The following is a 26,011-nucleotide window of genomic DNA, read 5'->3' on the forward strand; positions in this document are numbered from 1 at the left end:
TTAAGCTGCTTTATGGTGTTGAAATTCGAAAGAAACCGAAGTCCCTTTATCTTGATGAAGAACCATTTTACCATCCAATTGCTTGGTTAATAACGATATCAATTGGGTACCAAATCCTGTACCATGGGTTTGATTTCCTTTATTGATACCTATACCATTATCCGTAACAGTGAGTTCCAAATGTGCAGGCTTCTGGACCAAACTAATTGTGATTACACCAGTAAGACTATTGGGAAAGGCATATTTTAAAGAATTCGTAATCAACTCGTTAACTATTAACCCTATAGGGGTTGCTATGTCTACATTTAGTTCTATCTCCTCCATGTCATAAACCATAACTATTTTTTGTCCCGCACCGTAGGATTGCAATACATAATCCCCTAAGATTTTGAAATAATTTTTCATCGCAATGCCTCCTAAATTCTTTCCCTGATACAAATTTTGATGGATCATACTCATGCTCTGAATCCGATTTTGGATTTGGTGCATATTCTCCTTAATTTTTTTATCCTCTATATGGGTAGATTGGAGTGAAAGCAAACTGGAGACCACCTCGAGGTTATTCTTTACCCGGTGATGGATTTCCTTAATAAGAAATTCCTTTTCCTGGTTTTGTTGTTGAAGTAGTTTATTCTTCCTACGGTTAATTCTAATAGCTACAAAGCCCACGATCAAGAGAAACAATAATAATCCCGTGATAGTAGAAGTTAACATCTGATTGCTCTTTTGCTTACGGATGGTACCCTGTTGGAGAAGTATGGTGTCCTCCTTCTGTGCAACTTCAAATTCGGTTTGCAGCAGAGCTATTCGTTGATCGGATTCTGCTGTAAATATTTCCTTTTTTAGCCCATCATACTTGGAAAATGCCTTATAGGCCTCCATATAATCATGGTCCCCGGCGTAAGCCTTTCCTAGGGCTTCATAAACCTGACTCAAATAGTATTCATCTCCGAATTCAGCCGTAGCCACTTCCAGTGACTTCTGAAGACTTTCTATGGCATATCTATATTTTCCCTGGAGGTTTTGCAGTTTCCCAATAGATAGCCAAGAACGCATCAGCATAAAGTCATTATCCAATAACTCCGCGTATTTAACCGCATTAGCACCGGCACTTTCCGCTTTTTTGTACTGGCCCAAATAGGCATAGAGATCTACAAGGGAAATATATACATCACTTAAATTATTATAGAATCCGTAGCGCTCACCTATGGCCAAGGAATGTTCGTAATATTTTAGGGCTTCGTCATATCTATTAAGTTTTAAAAAGTTGTTGGCCACCACATACAGGGTAAAATCATAATCCAGATCAATTATGCCCCTTTCTTCAAAAATGACGATGGATTTAATACCGTATTTTAAACCCTTATCATATTTTTCTTGTTTCCAGAAAATATTACCTAAGTCGCTATATGCAAGGGCTATAGCCCTTTTATCATTTAATTCCTCCCCTAATCTCAGTGCTTCCATAACATAATCGGCAGCCTTTCCGAGCTGCCCCCGACGTTCATAAACATAGCCCAATTGCGTATTTAAAAAAGGTAGGTCTTTGGTCAAGACTTTAGCTTTGGCCTCTTCCAAAACGGCTTGGGCTTCATCCAGTTTTTCCATTCGCAATAGAATGGCACCTTGGGTAATTTGAAATCTACCGTGCCATAGCATATCTCCTTTTGCCAAGGTACACTTTAATCCATCCTCCGTAAAATTTAAGGCCTTTGTTAAATTACGTGTATGCCAATAATAAGCCAAGTCGTTAAGAATGTTAAACTGTAGGGTATCCGTAGGAGCAAGTGCATAAAAATTCTCCAAATGTTGCAGGTAGGAAGCCCCAAAATTATCAGTATCTACAAATACCTTTTCATAGGGTGTCTCTCGATTAAAGTTTATGAGTTGACCAAATAGCAAAGAGCAGCTAAGTATACTGACGAAAATTGCTATGAAGTAATGTTTGCCCATCTTTTTAAACAATGATATACCATAAAAATCCGGGGATGATCAAGATACAATATTATTGGCATTAATCACAGGCTAAATAAAACTAGTTGTTCGGACATTAAAACAAGGACTCCGTCCCAATCAAATTGATAATCCTTATAGAATCCTATTAATTAGTTCAAGGTATGTAGTTATTTGAAAGACATGAAATCACCAATAATATTTTTAATTTTTATGGTTATAGGTTGTATTTCATGTAAAAACAACCAGGTTAAAGATCGCAAAGAAACCATTGAAATGTCCAGCAGCAAAAGTATGGTCGCTACTAAAAATAAACTGGAAACAACTATAAAAGCCTATCTGAACCCTAAGGGTGAAAAAGAAATTGATAGTCTGGTAACCGAAGATTTTTTACGAAATATGAACGGAATACCCATGGTTACCAATAAAAGAGAGTTAAAAGCAAAATTTAACCTATATGGCACTGGATTCCCAGACTATAATATAAAATTGAAAAATAGCCTTGTTTGTGATAACCAAGGGTATGTTGACTGGATATTTTCAGGGACCAATACAGGCCAATTTGCGGAGGTAATGGCTACAGGTAAGAAAGTAAAAATAAATGGATTTTCACATCTCTATTTTAATGAGGAGGGTAGAATATACCGAGAAGATATTTTTTACAATGAACTGGAATTTTTACAGCAAATGGGGTACTCCCTAGTAGCACCTAATCTTAAATAGCTCAACATATGAACTCCCCTGTAAAATAAATATCTAAACCATAAAAACAACAATTATCATGAGAACACTAAGAAAAACCATTTTTATTGCAATGGTAGCAGTGCTAGTACCATTGATTGGCACGGCACAAGCTGAAAAAAACCAAGCCTATTACATTCATGAAGATCAGGTGAAGCCTTCTAAAATCCATGATTATGACATGGTTTCAAAAGATTTCAAAGAAGCCTGTATAAAACATAATCTTCAGGACATGAGCTGGCAGGTAGGCTCCACCGACTCCGGAAGGTACTTCAACATTTCCCCTATAGAAAATATGGCGGAACTGGACAAGAACGTCATGGCTCCCTTAGCGGAAAAAATGGGAGAGGATGCTTTTAGAAATCTTTTTAAGCGGTACAATGAATGTTATGACAAACATGGGGATTATATAATCTATTTAAACAAGGAACTCACTTATATGCCCGAAGGCATTAGCACAACTACCGAGGGTCAGAACTACAGAAAATGGCATTTCTTACACGTTACCCCGAGCAACATCCAAAACCTCAAAGGAAAACTAAAAGAATTAAAAGCCCTATATACTTCTAAAGGATCCAAGGAGTACTATCGCATATACCACAACGGATTTGGTAATATGGGAGATTACTATCTGGCTGTAATTTCGGCAGTAGACGCAGAGGACTATGCTAAAAAATCCAAGGAAAACGAAGCCTTATTGGGTGAAGAAGGGAAAAAACTTTTTGATGAAATGTTCAGTTATGTCCTGAAATACGAAACAGAGACTGGACAAATGCATCCAGACCTGGCTTATACCCCATCAAATTAAATTCATAAACAGGTAGGCACAAGGTTTCAAAGAAATCTTAGGGTAACCAGTAGTTTGCAGATTTTCAATTTGAATTAGCAATTTCCTAAAGAAAATAGACCAAACCATTACTACAGCCCCCCTACCTGTTTTAAAACAAGAAAAAGGAGAATAATAACAAATAAAAACAACAGTATGAAAACTATGAAATCAATTATCGGAGCACTAATGATCGTTGCTCTATTTATTCCCACTACAGGATCTGCACAAGAGGGAAACTATTTCACTGTAACCACTTGGAAGCTAAGCATACCTGAAAATGGAACCAGGGCCGAGCTCAATGGACTTTTAAAAGATTTTTCTGAAAAAATATCCTTCAAGAATGATAAGGTCATCAGTGAAAGGGTGCTACATCATATATCTGGTGGAGACTTACGGGATTTGGTAATTATTAGTGAATATGCCTCCTGGAACGATATTGATGCCGCTGCTAATATGCAGAATGATTTGATCGACAAAGCTTGGCCCAAAGAAGAGGATCGCAATGCCTTTTTTAAGTCATGGAATAAATACGTTGTTACCCATTCTGACGAGATTTATCAAGAAAATCCGGAATTAATGAAAAAGTAGTAGAGAATCCTGATCGGATATGTAATAAGAAGCTTATCCGGTCCACTAATCCTATAACATCATGAAAAAACTGATTATAATTGGGCTAGCAATAGCTTTCATAACGGCCTGTCAGGAGAAAGGACCGGAACGTTACACCCAGGATTCCCCCCAAATTAATACAGTTAAGCAATTGATAGGCAATTACAATAATAAAACCTATGACACGAATATTTATGCCGATACCTCCAAGACATATTATAATAGCAAGGATAACCCCATAACTCCTAAAGAGGCCATAGAATTCCATAAGCAAGCAGAATTGGCTTATTCCCAAAGAAGCTTTCTAGATAAGGACCAAGAATATGAAATGGTACTTACCGATGATGGGGAAACTTGGGTAAATTGTTGGTTGGATTGGCAGGGTACCCTTGCTGGAAATGGTCAAGTAGTCAATATCCCTGTACACTTAACATATCAATTTGTAGATGGCAAAATTGTTCGGGAAGTGGGGATGTGGGATCCCACAGCGGTAGTAATGGCCCTTCAGGAAATGGAGATGAAAAACAGTATGTCTGCCGATGAAAAGGTCATTCAGGCAACTATAGATAATGTGACCAAAGCTTGGAATGCAAACGACAAGGAATTAATGTATGAAAATTTGGTCAAAAATGTGACGAGAACAGCCAATGGGGTCACCATCGCCAAAAAACAATCCGATTACGGAGACTTTATGGATATTTACCACAGCGCTTTTCCTGATTTTAAGGTAAACTTGGACAAAACAGTAATTGATGGCAATAAAGCCTACCTCAACTGGACATGTACCGGCACCAACAAAGGGGAATTCATGGGCAATCCTCCTACCAACAAAAAAATTGAAACCCACGGTTTTAGTGTGTGGATGTTCGACACCGAAGGAAAAGCTGCACGCGAAGACGCCTTTTATGACAATCTAGTAGTTTACGAACAATTGGGATATTCTATGCCCATGCCGAAATAAAAAAACCACCAAAGCTAATACCACAATGATCAAAAAAAAAAAATTTACCATAGGAATTCTACTACTTTTCCTAATAGGAATGAGCCTAAACTGTAAGGACAAAACCGCGGTTGAAGCTATGGATCAACCTGCGATTACGGTTGAAAAAGAAATCCCCGAATATTTTCTATTGCGTCCTGAAGTAGAGAAGGCCTATGGCTACTCACATGCGGTAAAAATTGGGAATGAAATAAAGATTTCCGGAGCAGTGAGTATGGACGATGAAGGCAACCCGACCGCAATAGGTGATTTTGAACAGCAAATGAAAAACTGTTATTCCGATTTGGAAAAGGTCCTAGCCCACTATGGATGCACCTTTGATAATGTAGTGGTAGAAAATGTCTTCACCACCGATATGCCAAAATTTTTGGAAGTTGCCGGCTATAGAAATGAAATTTATAAAAATCAATTCCCAACAGGTTCATGGCTAGGTGTTAAGGAGTTAGCTCTACCTGAGTTTTTGATAGAAATTGAATTGGAAGTGCATAAAGCGGAATAATTTTAAGACAAATCATAATAATCATAATCAAGTTAACAGTGCTCTACGGGCATCCGACAAATATAATAGCTTTTGGAAAATGTTATTCGAATACCCATTTGCCCAGGCGGCCCATTTTTGGACGCTTAAAGATGGAAAAGTTATAGGTTTTCAACAATATTTGGACACCCAACAACTAAATGATGCATTGAATAAATATCACAAATAAACAACGTGAGTTCGATTGATTCTTAATTACTAATGAATTGTATAGGTTGATGTTGTCCGGTCGAGCGAAGTCGAGACCTATATTAAAAGATATAAGTGCCTAATACCTCTCGACTGCGATGATTTTTCTCGGGGCCACAATCGGACGAATTGGGCCACATATTTTCGGATGTTCAGAGCCTATGACCTAAAATATACAATACGGAATAATCTACTTGATTCTTATTGGGCTGATTTTTACGATAAAAAAAATAAAAAGAATTACCGGCCATACCTTCTAATACTAACAACATGGATAATACACCTAATTATCTTTAACATGATATTTTAAAATTGAAAAAAGAAACCATTGCACAGTTAACAAATTTCTAAAAACGATCAATTATGGAAGTAGCAGCTCAGATTACAGTAGATCCCTCAAAAATTATGCAGGTAGGCACAGGGTTTTTCGGAACCAAAACTTTGCTCACTGCGGTGAATATGGAACTTTTTACCATTTTGGCCAAACGGGAATTATCCGGCAATGAAATTCAAACCAAACTTAGTCTGCACTCACGAAGCCTATATGATTTTTTGGATGCTTTGGTAGCCATGGGCTTTTTAAAAAGAAAAGGAATAAAGGAAAGTGCTCTTTACAGTAATGCAGAGGATACTGATCTATTTCTGGACAAGAACAAACCCAGCTACATAGGTGGAATTTTAGAAATGTGCAACAACCGTTTGTACCCCTTTTGGAACAATTTGGAGGACGGTCTAAAAACAGGCTTGCAACAAAATGAAGCCAAGGATGGTGGACAATCCCCTTTTGAGGTCATCTATGCCGATCCCGACAAATTGCGGGAATTTATACGTGCGATGACCGGCGTACAAATGGGAAATTTTATAGCTTTTGCCAATGGATTCGATTTTTCCAATTACAAAACTCTGTGTGATATTGGAGGCTCGGGAGGAACTCTTTCTGCCCATGTGGCAATGAAAAACCCACATATGCAATGTACCACGTTCGACCTGCCCCCGGTGTCGCCCATTGCCCAAGAAAATTTAGATGCCATGGGCCTAGGTGATAAGGTAAAGGTGGTTTCTGGGGACTTTTTTACGGACAATTTCCCAAAAGCCGATGTGATTACTATGGGTCAAATCTTACATGACTGGGGAACCAAGGACAAAAAAATGCTTGTTAAAAAAGCCTATAATGCCCTTCCCAAAGGAGGTGCTTTTGTGGTAATCGAAAATCTTATCGATGACGATCGTCGAAAAAATGCCTTTGGATTGCTGATGTCCCTCAACATGCTTATCGAAACGCCGGAAGGGTACGATATATCGACTTCGGATTTTGACGGGCTTGCCAAGGAAGCTGGGTTTGTTAAGACAAGTATCATTCCCTTAGCTGGGCCATCGAGCGCAGGCATTGCTATAAAATAAGGATCGATCTGGATTGCATAATTAGATGTATACCGTATCTGTGAAATTAATAAAATGCTATTCACGAAAAAGGATTATTTTTAGGAGTGCCTAAATAATTGGTTTTGAGCACCTCAAGATTATTTCAATGTGTTTGATTTTAGTTAGGGCTTTCTAGTAGAAAGGAAGATCACCGTGATATGACCATTTGGTATTACCCCAATTAACTTCATATAATATAAAATGATTCCATTTACCTATGCCAAAAAATTGCAGTCTACTATTTAAAATAAAATTACATATATGAAAACAATACATCTCTACGCACTCATTTCTATATTGCTTTTAAATTCATGTGCCGAGAAACAGTCATCGGAAAGTGACTCAGTGAACACCTCGACCTATTTGGACTACTCCAAAAGCGATGATCAATTTACAGGTGGAATAAAAATGATACCGATTACCACCCCCAAAGGCACTTTTAAGGTATGGACAAAAAGGGTTGGTAACAATCCAAAGATGAAAGTGTTATTACTTCATGGCGGTCCGGGTGGTACACACGAATTTTTTGAATGTTTTGATGGTTATTTACCAAAAGAAGAAATTGAATATATTTATTACGATCAATTGGACTCCTATTACAGTGACAAACCAAATGATTCCACCCTGTGGACAACGGAACATTTTGTTGAGGAAGTGGAACAGGTCCGCAAAGCATTAAATTTAAATAAGGACAACTTCTATTTGATGGGGCAGTCATGGGGAGGCATTCTGGCAATGGAGTATGCCTTGCAATATCAGAATAATTTAAAAGGTCTTATTATTTCCAATATGATGGCCAGCATCCCGGAATATGAGAAATATGCTGCTGAAGTCCTTGGTCCACAACTACCCCCTGAAGTTTATAAGGAAATAAAGAATATGGAGGCCAATAATGATTTTGAAAATCCTAAATATTCAGAATTGGTAACAGAGTATTACTACACCGAACATTTCTTAAGAATGCCTATGGATCAATGGCCAGAATCCATAAATAGGGCCATGGGCCACCTCAACCCCAATATATATGTCTTTATGCAAGGCTATAGTGAATTTGGGGTTACTGGAAATGCCTCCTTAAAGGGTTGGGATGTTTCCAAAAGATTGAAGAGCATAACAGTACCCACTTTAGTCATCGGTGCTACCCATGATACCATGGATCCAAAATATATGGAATGGATGTCCAAAGAATTACCCAAGGGTCAATTTTTGTTATGTCCAAATGGCAGCCATTTATCGCAATACGATGACCAAAAAACCTATTTCAATGGTTTAATAAAATTTATAAAAGATGTGGACAACAGCGTTATGAAGTAAAATACAATTATGAAAAATTTCTGCCTCATGCCCCAACAAAGACTTTTTTCTTTTGTGAGGTGTATACCCAAAAAGCAATAGTAATGGTCAAGGTTATTAGTGTACCTCCTATATAAGAAATTTCGTTTGGCAATTGGAAACCTTCCGGGGCAATTAAAATATACGTACTACATACCATTGTCATAAAAATGGCAGGCAAAAGGGTAACCCAATAGGCCTTGTTTTCATAAATTAAATAGGCGGTTATGGTCCAAAGCACGATCATCGCCAAGGTTTGGTTGCTCCATGCAAAATAGCGCCATATAATTCCAAAATCGATCTGAGTAAGAACAAATGCGATAACAAATAGCGGCAAACTAATAAGAAGCCTGTTCACTATTTTCTTTTGGTTGGACTTAAATATATCGGAAAGTATTAAGCGTGCAGATCTGAAGGCAGTATCGCCAGAAGTTATAGGGGCTGCAACAATTCCCAATAAGGCCAGCACTCCCCCAATTTGACCCAGCATGTTAAGCGATATTTCATTGGCCGCCCAAGCTGCATTGTTGTTATTGGCAATCATAGCGCCGTTTAAACCTTCCACATTACCGAAAAATGTCATAGCGGCAGCGGCCCAAATCAAGGCTACTATGCCCTCTGTGACCATTGTACCGTAGAATATCTTCCTTCCTTGGGCTTCGTTCTTCATACAACGCGCCATTAGTGGGGATTGGGTGGCATGAAATCCAGAAATGGCACCGCAGGCAATAGTTATAAAGAGAATGGGAAACAAAGGTGTTGCCTCAGGATCATTGGTCATATTTCTTAAATTACTGGGAACCAATTCAGGAATATGGTAATCCCCGAAAAATAGAGCAATTAGCAGTCCTATCGCCATAAGCAACATTGCTACTCCAAATATTGGGTAGAGCTTGCTTATTAATTTATCTATAGGCAATAAAGTGGACAGAACATAGTAAACCAAAATAATGGCTACCCAAATCCAAACGTTCCACATATTCCCCGTCATTCCATCGATTATTTTTGCTGGACCAACCAAAAAGACGGTCCCAACAAATATTAAAAGTACTACCGAGAAAAGACGCATAAACTGTTTTGCTGTGGGACCAAGATATATGCCCACCACTTCACTAATACTCAACCCATCATGCCTTATGGACAACATTCCGGAAAAATAGTCGTGCACCGCACCAGCAAATATACTGCCCAATACGATCCACAAGAATGCGGCAGGCCCAAACATCGCCCCGGCAATGGCACCAAAAATAGGTCCCAAGCCAGCTATATTTAAGAATTGTATCAGAAAGACCTTCCAAGTGGGCAAGGTCATAAAATCAACCTCGTCCCGAAGTCGAACTGCAGGGGTTTCTCTATCCTTATCCACCCCGAATATCCGTTCCATAAATTTCCCGTAAGTAAAATAGCCAAGTATTAAAGCTCCAATTGATAATAAGAATGATATCATCTAAAAAATTTTATAATTTTAATTTTATCACAAACGTTATACCCCTGCCGCCCCTATTCCATCTCCTCCAAAAATTCGGCTACAATATAAGCGTATGTATGTTTACCCGACTCGGCAAAGCGTAAAAGCTGTGCGTTAATATCAGGGTTGGTCATTGCAATATTTTCAATGGCCGAAAGATATAATTTCAACTGATTTTTTGTCATTAGCTCCAAATTGCTGGCCAATAACAATAAAACCTCAATCGGAGCTTCCTGAATATGATTCAACAACAAGCTTCTATTATTTATATCAACCTCGGCAAAGCTCTCCCAAAAAGGTCTTTGTAAGCTTTCGCTTTCCCAGAACAATTTAGGAAGATTTTGTACAATATAAGTACGTACCAAGGGAATACCTGATTTAAAGATTTGTACTATTCGATCCTTATAATCAAAATACTCCGATTCGCTCAAAGAATTAAGGGCATACATTTGATAATCCACCTCGCTGCTCATGAGCATGTAACCCTTTAATTTATTATCGAAATTGGAGGTGGTATATTCCTGTAGCTCTGCCTTAATTGGTCCATGTGCAATATTCCAAGCAACATAACAGGAATAGAGCGCCCCATCTACCACAGATTCCTTTACCTCTGCTATTGTGGCACCCGCTATGGCATCTACACCATCCAATTCGGACTCCTTTGGTTTTAAAACCAACTCATCAATTTTCTTTCTTTTCAGAATTGAATTGTCATCAATTAATAAATGGTGCAATTTTTCATAATCCTGTTTCAAGAATTCCACATGGTCATGTTTTGTCAATGTCTGGCCCTCCACCTTATCATAACCCGCATACGCTCCTAATAAATTCCAATAAATTGTAATATACATTAACCTACATTCGCCATCTGCACATACTGGCGTGCAAATATCAGCGGTATAAAGTACTGGTCTATCATGCGCGGTAACAAGGATATCAACATTCTGATTGCCCATAGTCTCTACCTCAATAAAAAATGGAGTTGGTTTATTTTCTAACACCATACCCTCCCGCCATTCCATTACAAAGAACTCCGGTTTATTGCTCAGCGTTTTATTTTGGGAAACACTAGTAGGAATAACGTCTGTTTTTTGAATCCAAACAAGCCCCAATCCACTAAATAGTATGACAGCTATTATTATCTTCATGATGATTTACATACTTCTTTCACGGAACAAGATGTGCTTAAAAAACTATTTCTTTGAATCTGGGATAGGCGTATATTTTTGTTCCTCGATAAGATTCATATATTCATCCAAATATCCTGTATAAATATCCCTCGGATTAACGTCGTACTTTTTGCAAAGGGAGGCAGCAAAACCAACAGCTGCACCCATTTGACCCGTGGTTCTCATCACCCTAGGTCCACCCAGGCCAACATGGCTGGTACTGAAATTTCTTCCGGCCATAAATAAATTACTTATATTTTTGGAATACAAGCTTCGGTAAGGGATATAATATTTAGGGGTCTTATAAAAAAGGGCCTCAGAAATAAAGTCAGGATTTTTCTCATCCTCCAACACCGTCTGATAATGTACGTCTACCTCCCTGGTTTCCTCAACAACGCCATCGGGAAAAGTGCGGCCAGATTTGGCATCGTTCAATGTAAAAATATAATCCCCGACCAATCTGCGGGATTCGCGTTTACCAACTAAATAAGATACCCATTCCAATTTTCGATTGGCATTTTCAGGTAGTTTTTTCGCGTTACCAAAAGAACCATATATAGCCCTTAACATATGATCGCGGATTTCCTCGGCATCGTCTATTTGATTAAGATCATTACGGCTAAACTCCCACTGCCATTCCCCTTTCACCTTGGCATAATCTCTAGCCACTGGCATTGCCCAAGGTACCTCTGGAAATTCTGCCACTTCTTCCGCCTCGTAGGAACGCCAAAGTACGGAAGATCCCATCACGGCATTATCTGGCTGTTTCGGACTCCATAATTCCCCATGCTCTTTCCATTCTTCCCCGTATTGATCTACACTTTCCCTACCATAAGAAAATTCTGCTCCGGCCCAAAAACCTATCCAACCATCTCCGGTTGAATCGACAAATAGCGGGGCCTCAAAGCGAATACTTTCCGCTGATGCAGTTTGACGCGCATCCACATAGCTTATTTTATTTTCAACAGCTTTTGCATCATAGGCCCTCCAATTTAAAAAGAGGGAAACATTCTCGTAACTTTTTACATTGTTATCCCTTTTAATTTGGTCCTTATGTGCTTCGGGAGAGCCATTGGGATAATGTTCCGTATCCAACTTTTTTAGGATCCGTTCAAAATTGCCATATATACCCAGAGTATGTACCCTAATTTCACTACTGGCGTTACCTCCCAAAACAGGTCGGTCGTGAATTAGCGCGACCTGAAGCCCTTGCTCTGCTGCCGCTATAGCCGCTGCGCAACCAGCAATCCCTCCACCTACAACAACTAAATCATATTTCTTGGTGATTTTGGGTGCCAACGGCTCCATAACTACAGTTTTCCTCCAAGTAGCCAACTTTTTCACGGATGAAGGTGGTTCAATGTCAGATGTAGTAAAATAGATGGCATCACATCGACCATTAAAACCTGTAAGGTCTACAAGTTCCAAAGTATTCTTTTTATTCGTTATCTGGACAGCTCCGGCATATTCCCAACCCCATCCAGAACGGAGACCAAGTGTATTTTCCAACACTAAGCCATTTACTTTTATCTGGAATTTTCCCGGTGCTTCCCATTCTCCCGGTACCCAATTCTTGGTTCGTACCCAAACCTTATATTCGCCATTCTTTTTGAAATTTACCTGGGTTTGCGCATTTTCCACAGGTACACCCATGCCATGGGCCAAGAGATAGGAAGAACCCATTTGTTCAATGAATTGAGGATCAACGACCCACCCCCCTTTTTCGTCAAAACTTTCCGCTTCCAGTAACAAATCTTGGGATATCATAAAATTTATACCGAAGAAGCACAAAATCAGAACTAAATATTTCATAAAAATTTATTTTAATTTTTTTAAAAACACGTGTTTGTCATAGAGACAATTGGATCTCAAATTTCGACTCTATTTCCCGGGTAAATTAGACAAAATTTTGCTGATACTTCAATTGTGAGCCCTTCCTTTCAATCCTTATCGACATCAATCCTGATCCAAATAGACTATAAATTATACCAAAAATTGAAGAAAAAAAATAAAGAAGAAATTGATTCAATTCACTTATTCCACGGCATAACGTTCAAAATAAAGGCAGTTGGCAAGCCAAAACCCGATCAACATGTCCACAACCCAAAGTATCTAAATCTAGATGATTTTATTATCCCTTGGGCAACTCCCAACCGTTGTGGTAATGGGCATTTATCAATGCATTTGAAGCATCATCCGAAAACTGTCCGGAATAATTGTCCCAGTATATCCTATTACCTGTTTTAAAAGCGATATTTCCCATATGGCAGACCAATGCCGCATCATATCCCACTTTTAATGGGGCTTTTAATTGGGAAGCATCACGGGATTTTACCGCCTCAATAAAATTTACGGTGTGTTTGTCCAGACCGTTGCCTTGGTTTTGTTGTAAAGTTATGCTTTGCATCTTATCCTTTTCGGCAATTACCTCCCAACCATTACGGTCCAAAACAAGGGTGCCATTATTACCAATAAACGAGATTCCGTGATTGCGTCCGTAATTACCATTATCTATCCCTGTGGCATGTTCCCATAAGATGGAAAAACCATCATACTCATAAACGGTCTGCAAGGTATCCGGAGTTTCTGAAGCATCATTGGGATAGGCAAACTTACCTCCCAAAGCCATCACCGATTTTGGAGTGTTGGCCTTCATTCCATATAGTGCATAGTCCATGAGGTGCACTCCCCAATCTGTCATTAACCCTCCGGCATAATCCCAATACCATCTAAAATTGAAATGGAACCTATTGGTATTGAACGGTCTCTTGGGTGCAGGTCCCAACCACATATCATAATCGACTCCGGCAGGAGCGGCAGTATCCGGCAAAACAGGGATAGACCCCATCCAACCCTGATAGGCCCACGCTTTCGCCAAACGAATTTCACCCAATTTTCCCGAATGGACAAAATCTATGGCATCCACAAAATGGGGCTGACTCCTTTGCCATTGGCCAATTTGTACCATTCTATTACTTGCCTGTACAGAACTTAACATAAGATTGCATTCCTCTATGGAATTGGCCAAAGGTTTTTCACAATACACATCCTTGCCAGCTTTAACGGCATCGGAAAGCTGTAGGCAATGCCAATGATCGGGGGTTCCAATTATTACCACATCTACATCCTTATCCTCCAATAATTTTCTATAGTCCTTGTATAACTTCGGCTTTTTTATTCCTGCTTTTTCCAAATCAGCCGTTCTCTTTTTTAAAACACTATCATCCACATCACACAGAGCCACAACCTCAATTTCACTCATTTTAAGCATGGAAGTCAAATCGCTAAAGCCCATACCATTGCAACCTATCAACCCTACACCAATTTTATCGTTCGGACTAATATTCCTTCTAATGGAAGCCAAAAGCTCCATAGGAAATAAGAATGCCGCTCCTGTGCCCATAGCTAACAGGGAACCTTTTTTTATGAATTTTCTTCTATTCTGAATCATGGAATTATAGATTTAATAAGACCTTAATGTACAAAATTTTATAACAAAAAAGCACCAACTTTTGGTTGGTGCCTTTTAAATTATTCAGAAAAAAAATTACTTCTTTTCGGGAGCGTTTACTTTTTTGCTCATCTCCATCGATATGGCAGTACGGTCAAACTTTATTTTTCCGGCCATAGTTTCTATAACACAGGAAAAATCACTGTCATTTAAATCGACTACTTTTCCGTGCATACCACTCTTGGTAACAACTTTATCTCCCTTTTTTAATTCTTCGCTAAATTTCTTCTCTTGTTTTTGACGTTTCCTTTGCGGTGCGATCATAAAAAAATACACCACTACAAACATTAATATCAGCGGAAGATATGGATATTGTTCTAACATAATTTTATCTACTTATTTAACAGGACCTACTGGACCTGCTCCTTTTGGAGTTACAAATGCTTTAATTGTAAGAGTTTCCGTTCCTTTGCTAGTGTTGGCGGTAACGGTTATATTCTTGGTGACCTGATTTTGTCCAGAACCGTTAAACTTTACCAACAACTCACCTTTTTCACCTGGTGCTATTGGAGTGTTTTTTGGATATTCAGGAATTGTACAACCACAGCTACTTTTTGCATCAGTAATAATCAAGGGAGCATCGCCAGTATTTGTAAATGTAAAAATAGTTTCCTGGGGAGCATTTTGATCTATTGATCCAAAATCGTGCTCTGTTTTATCGAATTCCATAACAGGAAGACTTTTTGCAGCTGCATCCCTTTCGGCAGCAACTTCTACATTGGATGCTTCAATTTTACTGGAGGCCTTTTCCTTACAGGAGGAAAGGACAAGAACAGAAATAATACTTAAGGTTAAGAATACTTTTTTCATCTGTTTAAATTTAATTATTTCTTAAGTGGTAAGATGCAAATCGCCAATAATCATCTTGGTAGGTTTCAAGAATTACTACGGCTCATTCCATCCCTATTAATTTTTATTTGCGCAAAATTAAGGAATATTTGTTTATAATAAACCCCTACCTACTTTTTTTAGTTTCCCATCCTCCTTGTATTCCCTCACCAGCTTATCCAATATTCCATTAATGAATATGCTACTCTTGGGAGTGGAGTATTCCTTTGCAATTTCTAAAAACTCGTTTATGGTAACCCGTTCCGGTATAGATGGAAAATTGAGTAGTTCGCAAATTGCCATTTTCAAAAGTATGGCATCAATATCCGCAATTCGATCCTTGTCCCAATTGGGTGTCTTACCTTCTATCTCCTGTTCCAATTTGGAATTGTTCAGCAATGTTTTCGTCAATAGCCTATTGGCGTATACCATATCATCCTCATCCTTAAAAAGTGGCGGTAAAAAATAAGACGGGACAGTACTTTCCTTTACTTTTTTAAACTGCTTTAAGAGAAAGGTGTTTACAATGGGAATATCATCTACCCATGTTAATTTGTCATCTTCAAAATAATCGTAAATCTTTTCATTGGGCGCAATGATTTCTCGGAACAAATCGATTATAAGCCTTTTGTCCTCCTCATAAGAACTGTCGGCATTGGACATATATTTGGCATATATCTCACTTTCCATAACCTCATTGTAAATTATCCTAATGTACTCCTCGTTCAAATACCAGTTGTTCAATTTTCTTTTGGACAATTCATCCTTTAATGTCTTGTTCCCAGCAATTTGCAGCAAAAGCTTATTTCTTAGGAATTTTTCCTTGTCGGGATACGAATCTGTATTGTTTTTTAGATATTTTTTGGAGGAAAGGCTAACTTGATTCTCAGCCCTTTCATGTAACTCTATAAAAAGACTCAGCATTAACAGGTAAAGAGTGTACATGTTCTCTATGCTTACTTTCAAAAATTTCTCTTGTTTTTCAAGGGAATCATCCTTCGATTGCGTCAATGCATAAATACATTGCATAACTTTAACCCTAATGTGCCTTCTTGTAAGCATTTTTAAAGAACTTTAGTAAGATAAATAAAACTTTCGGGTACAAAAATAGGATTATATTTTTTAATCCTAACTACCTTTTTGGGTATTATCTTATGTGTTTTATAACATTTGGTTTAGATCCAAAAAACTATCTTTGCCGAATTGTAATCCAAATTCCTGCAATTCCTGTTTCATATCCAATGAAAGAACTTCAACATCTAAATAAGTATTTTAAAAAGTACCGATTTAAGCTCCTTGTTGGTATTGTAATTACCATGATAGCGCGTATTTTTCAATTGGTCATGCCTTCCTATGTAAAAAAATCCATTGAAGTGGTTGAACGCTTTATAGGTAATGATATTCTAAAGGCAGAAGCTAAGGAAATGCTTTTGGAATACATCCTGATTATTGTGGGAGCAGCTTTGCTGTCCGGTTTTTTTACCTTTCTAATGAGACAGACCATTATTAATGTTTCCAGATATATAGAATATGATTTAAAGAATGAAGTATTTGACCATTATCAACTTTTGAGTCTCAATTTCTACAAAAAAAATAGGACAGGCGATTTAATGAACAGGATCAGTGAAGATGTAAATCAGGTAAGATTATATGGTGGGCCAGCCATTATGTACGGTATCCAAACGCTTACACTTTTTGTTTGTCTGGTTCCCCTGATGTTTATAAAAGCACCTGTACTGGCACTCTACGCTTTGTTGCCATTGCCTATTCTTTCTGTGTTGATCTACCAGATCAGTAAAATAATTCATAAACGAAGCACAATTGTGCAAGAATTCCTATCAAACCTATCCACTTTTACCCAGGAATCCTTTTCAGGGATTTCGGTTATAAAAGCCTATGCCCTGGAACCCAAGGTAAACGCTGAATTGAAATATTTGGCACTGGACGGCAAAAACAAAAGTATGGATCTGGCCAAGGTCAATGCCTGGTTTTTCCCTCTAATGATTCTATTGATCGGGATCAGTAATATTTTCGTAATATACGTTGGCGGTAAACAATATATTGATGGCGAGATAGCGTCAATTGGTATTATTGCAGAGTTTATTCTATATGTAAACATGCTCACCTGGCCGGTAGCCGTTGTGGGCTGGGTTACCTCTATAGTACAGCGGGCGGAAGCCTCACAAAAGAGGATTAATCAATTTTTGCAGGAAGAACCCAACATAGTAAGTACGGTCAAAGAAGAAACTCCTATAAAAGGAAAAATCGAGTTTAAGAACGTAACCTTTACCTACGAGGATACCAATATTACTGCCCTGAACAACATATCCTTTACTATAAACAAGGGTGAGACGGTTGCCATATTGGGAAAAACGGGTTCGGGAAAATCGACCATATTGGATCTAATTGCCCGCTTATATGACATAGAGTCCGGAGAAATTCTAATAGATGATATCCCAATTAAGCAATTAAACCTACAAAGCCTACGACAATCCATAGGGGCAGTACCACAAGATGCTTTCCTTTTTTCCGACACCATAAAGAACAATATTAAGTTTGGAAAAGAAAATTCAACAGATGAGGAAATTATTGCCGTAGCCAAGAAAGCGGTAGTACATGAGAATATCATGGGCTTTAATAAACAATATGAGACTATATTGGGAGAAAGGGGCATTACCCTAAGTGGAGGCCAAAAACAACGTGTTTCCATTGCACGCGCCCTCCTTAAAGACCCTCAGATCTACCTCTTTGACGATTGTCTTTCAGCAGTTGATACTGAAACGGAGGAAGAGATTTTGAACCAACTGAAAAAAGAATCCAAAAACAAGACTACGCTCATCGTAAGCCATAGGGTTTCATCTGCTAAAAACGCAGACAAAATTATCGTTTTAGAAGCTGGAAAATTAATACAGGAAGGTACACATGAAGAATTAAATTCAGTAGAAGGATACTACAAAGAGCTTTATATGCACCAACTTTCTGAGAAAGAAAAATAGAAAAATGTTGTTATATTAGGTTTTTTTTTCCACTTTTGACAGATATATACCTATGAAAAATTAACTATACACTAGACGAAATGAGCGATAAAGATTTAATGGACCAAGAAGAAATTTATTCAAAAGTTTTAAGAGCAGGAAGAAGAACTTATTTTTTCGATGTTAGAAGCACAAAGGCAGGAGATTATTACTTGACTGTTACCGAAAGCAAAAAGTTCACCCATGACGATGGTTCTTTTCATTATAAAAAACACAAAATTTATTTATACAAAGAAGACTTTACCGCCTTTAAGGAGAATTTGGATGAGATGATGGATTACATTATCGATGAAAAAGGTTCAGAGGTTATTTCCGAACGTCACCAAAAAGATTTTAAGAAAGAAGATTCCGAGGAAAATGGATCCATAAGTTCTACAGATAGTTTTACAGATGTAAGCTTTGACGATATTTAGTCTTCCTATTTTTTTTATAAAAACATAACGGTCCCTGTAAATAGGGACCGTTTTTATTTTAACCCTGTTTTAGCCTTCCCATTACAATTTAACCAGGGCGATATTTAAAGTTAAATGGGCCGTGCAAATAATTAAGGTAGCCGGCCAATGAAGCAACATTAACATGCCTGCGATCAATAACAGATAGAAGAAGGGATAAAACAATAAGGCAAACATAAAACGGGTAGTACTCAAAAATTCCGGCTCGCTTACCTTAGGTTTTATGAACTTTGACCAAATAATCATCATTGGGAAATTCAAAATAGAAAATGCTCCCCTAAAAATATACTTCTTCAGTGCAACTTTTCCTTTTCCAATTTTCTTATGATCTGGCGAAGTACTTTTTTCTATAATTTGATTAACACCTACAGGATCCAAATAATCCACATTGGCCCTATCTAATGTATGTACTTTTTCTTCATAACTTGACTCCTCTTCTATGTGGGTGGTAAGCTTTTTTAAATGATGATACACTTCCTCCTTGAGTCGACTTGCCGATCCCGACAAATCCTCCTTGTCAAAAAAATCCTGTACCCTAATCTCTTTGCCATAATACAGTGCGGCATTATCAGGAAACTTTGCGGCATTGGCATAATTCACTCCAATTGGGACAATACCTATATCCATTGACGGATTGTTTTCCAAAGCCAAAAACAAAATACGGGTAAACCCCTTACTCAATGGCCGGACCCTACGTTTTAAAGAATGGTTTCCCTCTGGAAAAATAAGTATGGCCTCCCCTCTTTGCAGCAGCTGGGAGCAGCGTTCAAAAACAGCACTATTACCCGCTAAGGAATTCTTTCCATCCCTGATCCTATACACGGGAATCATTTTTAAAAATTCGAAAAACACTTTCAACAAGGCCGTCTTAAATACATCGGACCTAGTTAAAAAATAGGGACTCCGATTACAATGGGTTGCTATCAATAAGGCATCTAGCAATGCGTTTTGATGATTTGCCAAAAACATGATGGGTTTTCCTGAAGGTACATTGGACGACCCTTCGATCTTTATTTTGGAAAAATAGAAAGTCAAGGCCATTCGTATCCAAACCCAAATAACAAGATATCCTATTTTTCTCAAACAAATTCTTCTTTATCAATTGGAAAATACCCCCAAAAAGTAGCTATGATCAAACCGGATATCAAGTGCCATATACCCCAAAAAGCAGCCAAAAGAGCCATCCCCCCCATACCATCAAAAAAAGTAAATATGAGCAACAATCCAAGGCCTGAGTTCTGAATCCCGGTTTCTATTCCAATTGTTCTTTTATCCATTTGTGAAAGCCTAAAAAATTTAGCCACCGAAAAGCCTGTAACAAAAGCCAAGAGGTTGTGCAAAACTACTATCCAGAATACGTAGAGCACATATTCCATAAAAATATCCCTATTGTCATACAACGCAATAAAAATAAGGGTCACAAAGAACACCAAGGAAAGTACCTTTAAAACCTTGGCTATTTTGGATGCAAATTTTGGTCTGATATGGTTTATCCACATCCCCAAAATTAAAGGTAAAGCCAGAAGCAATGCCACTAGTTTCACCATTGAAAAAGGCGCAATGGCAACTTGTTGAAGGATTGATGCGGTAGGCCCATAAAGGGAACCCCATAATTGAAGGTTCAAAGGTGTCATAATAACAGCCAGCAACGTGGCCACAGCCGTTAAGCTCACGGACAGGGCCGTATTCCCCTTGGCCAAATGTGTAATAAAATTGGATATATTTCCCCCTGGACAGGCAGCGACCATAAACATTCCCAATGCAATACTGGGCAAGGGCTCCACTAGCAAAACCAATACAAAGGTTACCGCTGGCAATAAAACAAACTGGCTCAAGACACCCACAAAAAGTGGCTTTGGTTTTCTTGCCAAACGTCTAAAGTCATCTATGGATATGTCCAATGCAATCCCAAACATCACTAGGGCTAATGCCACGTTAAGCACCCAAAGTGATTGTTCGTTAAAGTCTATTTGAATCTTATCTAGGGGGGTCGTTACCAAAAATTATGAAATTTTAAGTCCATTGTCAACTTCGGCTTCCGGTCGCAACAATATTACATCAGAACCATCAACAGCCCCTAATATAAGACATTCGCTCATAAAATTTGCAATTTGCTTTTTAGGAAAATTAATCACGGCAATTATCTGCTTCCCCAAAAGTTCATCTTTGGAATACCTATGGGTAATTTGGGCCGATGTTTTCCTAATCCCAATCTCCTTGCCAAAATCTACCTGTACTTGGTAGGCCGGTTTCCTTGCCTCCGGAAAATCTTTAATTTCAATTATAGTGCCCACTCTCATATCTATTTTGGAAAAATCGGGCCAAGTAATAGTTTCGTTCATCTAACAATTCTGAGTTTATCAATAATATCCTTAGGAATACTTCCTGAATATGCCCCATAAGCATCAGCCAATAGGCCCTTGTCCCCGGCTGAAGTTTCAATTACATATAGGACCATGTTATCATCTGGATCGCTCATTCCCTCGAACCTGTAAAATTTAATCACATTAAAATCTTTTGCAGAATGTATTTTTTTTATTTTTTTTTCTATCCCTACCTCACACAAATTTAAATCTTCTGTGAAACCGGCATTTTTTTAAATCAGTTATGGCCTCCGATAATGTTGGATAAGAAATTTTCATTTTCCATATAATTTATGGTTTAATCTAAAAATAACTAGTTTACGATCTACATACAAGAATCTTTAATTTGGATTAACTTTGTACAAGACCTATTTTCAAAACACTAAAGTCATGGCCAATACACCCAGTAACATGTTGCCTTTGGGCACATTAGCTCCCAACTTTAAACTGCTCGATACCACTTCGGACGAACAAAAAAGCCTTCAAGACTTAAAAGGTACAAAGGGTACCGTAATTATGTTCATCTGCAATCACTGCCCTTTTGTTAAGCATTTGAATGCTGAAATCGCCAAAACAGCAATGGAATATCAACCTAAAGATATTTCATTTATGGCAATTTCCAGCAACGACGCAGAAAACTATCCTCAAGATGCGCCCCATTTAATGAAACTGATCAGTATGGAACAGAAGTATACTTTTCCTTATCTGTACGATGAGAGCCAAGAAGTGGCCAAGGCATATGATGCTGCCTGTACCCCTGATTTCTATTTATTCGATGTCGATTTAAAGCTGGTATACCGGGGACAGTTTGACAACTCCCGACCGGGAAATGGCATTCCCGTTACCGGGGAGGATTTAAAAACTGCCATGGACGCCCTTCTTGCTGGAAAAGAAATAAATGAGAAACAAAAACCGAGTATGGGCTGCAATATAAAGTGGAAAAAACAATAGTTTCTAACTACATTTTTACTTTATTATATTAGGCGAAGCCCATTGCTGTTCTAAAGAATTTCTTCGAATAGAATTATGGACAAATCCAACCTTTACGTTCAAGAATGCCTTCTATGTGTGCCAAATGATGATTGCCGTGCCAAGCGTATTTTCCAATATTTTCCAGAAGGCTTACAGCAACATTACCATCGGGATGAATATACACCCTTTCCAAATCTTCCTTGGACAAACCTTTTAAGAGATATACCAATTTTGCATGCAGTGCCTTAAGATAATTTAAAGAAAGGACTATTGGCGCGCTATTGGCATCGAACAGTTTGCTCCATTCCTTCTCATCATATGCTTTAATAACGGGTCTGTCCTCTGTCAAAGCCCATTTGAATCTGGTATAACTGTGATGATGGCTATCCGCAATATGATGCACCACTTGTCTAATGGTCCAACCACCTGGACGGTATGGTGTATTTAACTGTTGGTCGCTAAGATGAACTACCATGTCTTCCAAACGGGTAGGCAAAGCCTCCAATTCGGATATCCAATCGGACAGCGTTACATCACTTACCGTCTTCGTAAAGACGAAATGGCCAATGGGATATTTCAATTCTTCTAAGGTTCTTTCTTCCATAGCATAAAATTAAAGAAGAATAATGAATATAAATAGCAAAACCACTGATTAAAACCACAGTATTTTTGATATTTACCCCATCCTATATTTGAGTTGAAGGAATGCTTACCCAATGGATTCCCAGGATAAGAAAAACAAATATTTTGCATAAATAAATATCAAAGAATATAATTAAATTAAATGCAGTAGTTATTGAATTTCAAAAGATTATGGAATAATAGCTAAAAAGAATTCTAATCAAAAAATATCCAAAGAGCAGTTGTTTTTTTGTTAAATTTTAATAGATTTTTAACCTTTTAAAAAAGATGGTTACAATATAATCTACTAATTTTATAGGATAATAAAATTTTAACTAAAAAACTAAAATATGGCAACAATACGATTGGGCGACGTAGCCCCCGATTTTACAGCAGATAGTTCAATGGGAATGATCAATTTATATGATTATTTGGGTGATGGATGGGGAATTTTGTTTTCACATCCAGCTGATTTTACCCCGGTATGTACGACCGAGTTGGGGACTGCTGCAAAATTCAAAGGTGAATTTGATAAACGAAACGTAAAAATGCTGGCACTTAGCGTTGATGGGGTTGCTTCTCATGGTGAATGGATCAAGGATATTAACGAGACACAGCATACCACTGTTAATTTCCCCATTATTGCCGACGATGACAAAAAAGTTTCCACACTTTACGATATGATCCATCCTAATGCCAACGATAGTTTAACCGTGCGTTCCGTATACATCATAGCGCCGGACAAAACGGTAAAACTTATAATCACATATCCGGCATCTACAGGACGTAATTTTCATGAACTTCTTAGGGTAATAGATTCATTACAGTTAACTGCTTATCACAAAGTAGCCACTCCTGCCAATTGGGAAAACGGGGATAGGGTTGTTATAAGTCCATCTATAAATACCGAGGATGCAAAAAAAATATTCACCAAAGGCGTGGAAGAAATAAAGCCGTATTTAAGGATGACCCCACAGCCGAACCTTTAATTTTGTATTTCACAATTGTCGGCAATTATTAAATAATGAAGTCTTCCCGGGTTGGGAAGACTTTTTTATTAGTCCTAAGTCCACTCCTATCTTATTAAAAATAAATTAGGGGTACATCCAGAAATAATTATCCCACCTGTCCTTTAAAAGAATGGGCAGTACAAAAACTTGATCGGAAATAGAATAAAAATTATGGCCGAAGACCATTAACGTACAGTTGATTAGCCACTTATTTTCTTTTCCAATATCGCTTCAATATCCTCAAAAAAAATATAACTATCAAAAAATCATGTAGTTAAATTATAAAGCCTTATATTGGTGGCTAATTTAATTTTTTATAATGAATAAAGGAACAGTAAAATTCTTCAATGACTCCAAAGGATTCGGATTTATCACTGAAGAAGGCTCAAGCGAAGATCACTTTGTACACATTTCAGGTTTAATCGACGAAATCCGCGAAGGTGATGTTGTAGAATTTGAATTACAACAAGGTAAAAAAGGATTGAACGCAGTAAATGTAAAAGTGATTTAATAATTACGGTACAATTTTTTTAGAAAATAGAACCCATCCTAAAGGATGGGTTTTTTATTGGCCTTTAGTGTACATAAAAACATGCCTCCATAGATTTTCAACTACTTCTTTTCAATTCCAGTATTTCAAGTATTTTCACCCCAAAAGGTAATATTTATATTTTTTACGCAACCTTTCCCCTATTTTATCATCTTCCTTTTAAACACTTAATATACACCATTATAAATAACTTTAGCATGACTACTTTTTTCACCATTCTTCTGTCCTTGTTGGTAATAAACATAGCCCTTTTAGTCTTAAGTCTTAATAGGACCAAAAGGTAGAAAGCAATTTCGAATTTACTGCTTCTGGCTTAACTTCATAACATGCACAATGGGGTTGAATACATTTGTCGGCTCTCATTTTGCCGAACCCATAGTAAAAATGAAAGGCCCTAATAAATTAGGGCCTTTCATTTTTATAAGAATTGGATTCTTATCCTATCCCCATTAATTCAACGTCAAATATAAGGGTGGCATCTGGTGGAATAACCCCTCCAGCACCTGCACTTCCATAAGCCAAATTAGAAGGAATTACAAATCTGGCTTTGTCCCCAACCTTCAATAGGCCAATGCCTTCATCCCATCCTGGAATTACTTGGCCTACACCCAATTGAAAACTAATAGGTTCCTTTCTTTTATAGGAAGAATCAAAAACTTGACCGTTCAACAAAGATCCTTCATAATGGACTGAAACATTTTTTCCGCTGACAGCTTTAGCCCCTTTTCCCTCTTGAACAATTTTATATCTTAGTCCGCTTTCCGTTTCGTTAAAGCCTGCGGCCACCTTATCCAGTTCGGCAGCTATTTTTTTCTTTTCCTCTGCAAGTCTTTTTTCCCTTGAACCCTCAAAAGTCCTAAAAGCTTCTACCGCGTTCCATTTATCGGCTTCCGCACCAATTCTTTCTATGGTTAAACTTTCTATTTTATCACCTTGCTTAATGGCATCCACAACATCTTGACCTTCTACTACGCGCCCAAACACAGTATGTTTGTTATCTAACCAAGGAGTGGCCACATGAGTAATAAAGAATTGGGTGCCATTTGTTCCAGGACCGGCATTGGCCATTGAAAGCACACCAGGTCCGTCATGGGTAAGATCTGGATGAAATTCATCATCAAATTTATAACCACCATCACCCGTGCCTGTTCCCAGTGGACAACCACCTTGAATCATGAAATCCGGAATAACCCTGTGAAATTTTAATCCATCATAATAAGGCTTACCTTGAGCTTTGATACTATTTTCTAGATTACCTTCTGCCAAGGCTACAAAGTTACCCACTGTACCAGGGGTTTTATCATGGGTAAGCTTTACCAGTATTTCACCTTTCGAAGTATTGAATTTTGCGTAAATTCCGTCTTGCATATTGCTGTTTTTTAATTAGTCCGCAAAGGTAAGGATAAGTTTTCTGTTTAT

At 38.0% G+C, this 26,011-nt stretch carries 26 protein-coding genes; 12 read left to right on the forward strand and 14 right to left on the reverse strand.

All coding sequences use genetic code 11. The features are described 5' to 3' along the window. Positions 1–1,953, reverse strand: a complete 1,953-nt coding sequence (locus tag LV92_RS18810) for a histidine kinase dimerization/phosphoacceptor domain -containing protein (protein ID WP_111625152.1) — start codon at positions 1,951–1,953, stop codon at positions 1–3. Between the two features lie 183 nt (positions 1,954–2,136). Between LV92_RS18810 and LV92_RS18815 the strand changes: the two genes are divergently transcribed. The 7 genes from LV92_RS18815 to LV92_RS18845 all read left to right on the forward strand — a co-directional run bounded on the left by LV92_RS18815 (position 2,137) and on the right by LV92_RS18845 (position 8,595). Continuing rightward, the gene (locus LV92_RS18815; RefSeq protein ID WP_111625153.1) at positions 2,137–2,676 is read left to right on the forward strand and encodes an ester cyclase; all 540 of its coding nucleotides are present in this window, start codon (positions 2,137–2,139) and stop codon (positions 2,674–2,676) included. Positions 2,677–2,734: 58 nt separating this feature from the next. Next, complete coding sequence (locus LV92_RS18820) at positions 2,735–3,502, forward strand: hypothetical protein (protein WP_111625154.1); 768 nt, start codon at positions 2,735–2,737, stop codon at positions 3,500–3,502. Positions 3,503–3,676: 174 nt separating this feature from the next. After that, positions 3,677–4,111 (forward strand): hypothetical protein, encoded by a 435-nt coding sequence (locus LV92_RS18825; protein WP_146613559.1) that lies wholly within the window; start codon positions 3,677–3,679, stop codon positions 4,109–4,111. 61 nt (positions 4,112–4,172) lie between these two features. After that, entirely contained in the window at positions 4,173–5,093 is a 921-nt protein-coding gene (locus LV92_RS21835) for an ester cyclase (RefSeq protein ID WP_170126360.1), read from the forward strand. A 118-nt stretch (positions 5,094–5,211) separates the two neighbouring features. Next, positions 5,212–5,631, forward strand: coding sequence for a RidA family protein (locus LV92_RS18835; protein ID WP_394336286.1), 420 nt, complete (start codon positions 5,212–5,214; stop codon positions 5,629–5,631). Between the two features lie 591 nt (positions 5,632–6,222). Then, complete coding sequence (locus tag LV92_RS18840) at positions 6,223–7,260, forward strand: methyltransferase (protein ID WP_111625157.1); 1,038 nt, start codon at positions 6,223–6,225, stop codon at positions 7,258–7,260. A 282-nt stretch (positions 7,261–7,542) separates the two neighbouring features. Continuing rightward, a complete protein-coding gene (locus LV92_RS18845; RefSeq protein WP_111625158.1) occupies positions 7,543–8,595 on the forward strand; it encodes a proline iminopeptidase-family hydrolase in 1,053 nt (350 codons plus the stop codon). A gap of 25 nt (positions 8,596–8,620) precedes the next feature. Here the strand turns inward: LV92_RS18845 and LV92_RS18850 are convergent, their stop codons facing one another. From LV92_RS18850 to nusB, 7 genes are all read right to left on the reverse strand, one after another. Beyond that, positions 8,621–10,060: a carbon starvation CstA family protein gene (locus LV92_RS18850; protein WP_111625159.1), complete on the reverse strand. Its 1,440-nt coding sequence runs from the start codon at positions 10,058–10,060 to the stop codon at positions 8,621–8,623. Between the two features lie 53 nt (positions 10,061–10,113). Further along, a complete protein-coding gene (locus LV92_RS18855) occupies positions 10,114–11,229 on the reverse strand; it encodes a hypothetical protein (RefSeq protein ID WP_111625160.1) in 1,116 nt (371 codons plus the stop codon). 45 nt (positions 11,230–11,274) lie between these two features. Beyond that, positions 11,275–13,062: an FAD-dependent oxidoreductase gene (locus LV92_RS18860; RefSeq protein WP_111625161.1), complete on the reverse strand. Its 1,788-nt coding sequence runs from the start codon at positions 13,060–13,062 to the stop codon at positions 11,275–11,277. 319 nt (positions 13,063–13,381) lie between these two features. Further along, positions 13,382–14,701, reverse strand: coding sequence for a Gfo/Idh/MocA family protein (locus LV92_RS18865; RefSeq protein ID WP_111625162.1), 1,320 nt, complete (start codon positions 14,699–14,701; stop codon positions 13,382–13,384). A 96-nt stretch (positions 14,702–14,797) separates the two neighbouring features. Next, on the reverse strand, positions 14,798–15,085 hold the full coding sequence (yajC, locus tag LV92_RS18870; RefSeq protein ID WP_111625163.1) for a preprotein translocase subunit YajC: 288 nt from the start codon (positions 15,083–15,085) through the stop codon (positions 14,798–14,800). A gap of 12 nt (positions 15,086–15,097) precedes the next feature. Next, entirely contained in the window at positions 15,098–15,571 is a 474-nt protein-coding gene (locus LV92_RS18875) for a DUF1573 domain-containing protein (protein WP_111625164.1), read from the reverse strand. A 132-nt stretch (positions 15,572–15,703) separates the two neighbouring features. Continuing rightward, on the reverse strand, positions 15,704–16,651 hold the full coding sequence (nusB, locus tag LV92_RS18880; RefSeq protein WP_111625165.1) for a transcription antitermination factor NusB: 948 nt from the start codon (positions 16,649–16,651) through the stop codon (positions 15,704–15,706). Positions 16,652–16,830: 179 nt separating this feature from the next. Here nusB and LV92_RS18885 point away from each other — a divergent pair, with 179 nt between their 5' ends. Together LV92_RS18885 and LV92_RS18890 are read left to right on the forward strand one after the other, a co-directional pair. Next, entirely contained in the window at positions 16,831–18,585 is a 1,755-nt protein-coding gene (locus tag LV92_RS18885; protein WP_111625166.1) for an ABC transporter ATP-binding protein, read from the forward strand. 80 nt (positions 18,586–18,665) lie between these two features. Then, positions 18,666–19,037: a PUR family DNA/RNA-binding protein gene (locus LV92_RS18890; protein WP_031444651.1), complete on the forward strand. Its 372-nt coding sequence runs from the start codon at positions 18,666–18,668 to the stop codon at positions 19,035–19,037. Between the two features lie 81 nt (positions 19,038–19,118). Here the strand turns inward: LV92_RS18890 and LV92_RS18895 are convergent, their stop codons facing one another. The 4 genes from LV92_RS18895 to LV92_RS22130 are packed head-to-tail and all read right to left on the reverse strand — an operon-like array spanning position 19,119 to position 21,582. Continuing rightward, positions 19,119–20,159 (reverse strand): lysophospholipid acyltransferase family protein, encoded by a 1,041-nt coding sequence (locus LV92_RS18895; protein ID WP_111625167.1) that lies wholly within the window; start codon positions 20,157–20,159, stop codon positions 19,119–19,121. Then, positions 20,156–21,076, reverse strand: a complete 921-nt coding sequence (locus LV92_RS18900) for a bile acid:sodium symporter family protein (RefSeq protein WP_111625168.1) — start codon at positions 21,074–21,076, stop codon at positions 20,156–20,158. Before LV92_RS18900 ends, LV92_RS18895 begins: the two co-directional genes overlap by 4 nt. A 3-nt stretch (positions 21,077–21,079) precedes the next feature. Next, positions 21,080–21,418, reverse strand: coding sequence for a tRNA-binding protein (locus tag LV92_RS18905; protein WP_111625169.1), 339 nt, complete (start codon positions 21,416–21,418; stop codon positions 21,080–21,082). Then, positions 21,415–21,582, reverse strand: coding sequence for a hypothetical protein (locus LV92_RS22130; RefSeq protein ID WP_317046776.1), 168 nt, complete (start codon positions 21,580–21,582; stop codon positions 21,415–21,417). Before LV92_RS22130 ends, LV92_RS18905 begins: the two co-directional genes overlap by 4 nt. Before the next feature lie 247 nt (positions 21,583–21,829). On the opposite strand from LV92_RS22130, the gene LV92_RS18915 reads away from it, so the two are divergent. Beyond that, positions 21,830–22,390: a thioredoxin family protein gene (locus tag LV92_RS18915; protein ID WP_111625170.1), complete on the forward strand. Its 561-nt coding sequence runs from the start codon at positions 21,830–21,832 to the stop codon at positions 22,388–22,390. A gap of 73 nt (positions 22,391–22,463) precedes the next feature. On the opposite strand, the gene LV92_RS18920 is transcribed toward LV92_RS18915, so the two are convergent. After that, on the reverse strand, positions 22,464–23,015 hold the full coding sequence (locus LV92_RS18920) for a YfiT family bacillithiol transferase (RefSeq protein WP_111625171.1): 552 nt from the start codon (positions 23,013–23,015) through the stop codon (positions 22,464–22,466). A 367-nt stretch (positions 23,016–23,382) separates the two neighbouring features. Between LV92_RS18920 and LV92_RS18925 the strand changes: the two genes are divergently transcribed. Then, complete coding sequence (locus LV92_RS18925; protein ID WP_111625172.1) at positions 23,383–24,021, forward strand: peroxiredoxin; 639 nt, start codon at positions 23,383–23,385, stop codon at positions 24,019–24,021. A 340-nt stretch (positions 24,022–24,361) separates the two neighbouring features. Then, on the forward strand, positions 24,362–24,553 hold the full coding sequence (locus LV92_RS18930) for a cold-shock protein (protein WP_026812084.1): 192 nt from the start codon (positions 24,362–24,364) through the stop codon (positions 24,551–24,553). Positions 24,554–25,027: 474 nt separating this feature from the next. Here the strand turns inward: LV92_RS18930 and LV92_RS18935 are convergent, their stop codons facing one another. Continuing rightward, positions 25,028–25,960 carry a peptidylprolyl isomerase gene (locus LV92_RS18935; protein WP_111625173.1) on the reverse strand — a complete coding sequence of 311 codons (933 nt, stop codon included), beginning with the start codon at positions 25,958–25,960 and terminating at the stop codon, positions 25,028–25,030. Positions 25,961–26,011 lie beyond the last annotated feature (51 nt).

The sequence above is a fragment of the Arenibacter echinorum genome, from assembly GCF_003259375.1.
Classification (GTDB): Bacteria; Bacteroidota; Bacteroidia; order Flavobacteriales; family Flavobacteriaceae; genus Arenibacter; species Arenibacter echinorum.